1 protein-coding gene is annotated in these 539 nt (G+C 43.8%); it reads left to right on the forward strand.

Going from position 1 to position 539, the window contains the following annotated elements:
* On the forward strand, positions 1–539 hold a 539-nt coding region (locus ACS8FD_RS23975; RefSeq protein WP_459252189.1), incomplete at both ends, for a thiolase family protein.

Below are 539 nucleotides of genomic sequence, written 5' to 3' on the forward strand. Positions count from 1 at the left end.
ATTGAATCACCACAAAACGGTGAACCGCGTACTGGCTTATCTATGGGTGAACACCAAGCGATTACTGCTCTTGAATGGAACATCAGCCGTGAAGATCAAGACGAATTGGCTTTTAATAGTCACAAAAACTTGGCACGTGCTTACGATGAAGGCTTCTTTGATGATCTTATTACGCCTTATAAGGGTCTGACACGCGATAATAACCTACGCCCAGACTCTACTCTTGAAAAAATGGGTAAGCTTAAACCAGCATTTGGTAAAAAGAATGCCAACCCGACCATGACAGCGGCCAACTCAACACCACTGACTGACGGTGCCTCTTGTGTACTGCTAGCCAATGATGAGTGGGCAGAAGCACATGGTCTTAAGCCTTTAGCTTATATCGTTCACCAAGAAACAGCAGCTGTTGATTTTATTGGTAAATCTGGTAACAAAGAAGGTTTATTAATGGCACCAGCCTATGCAGTACCGCGTATGCTTGAGCGTGCTGGTCTTACTCTACAAGACTTTGACTTTTATGAGATTCATGAAGCCTTTGC

The organism is Psychrobacter sp. 1U2, from assembly GCF_051847575.1.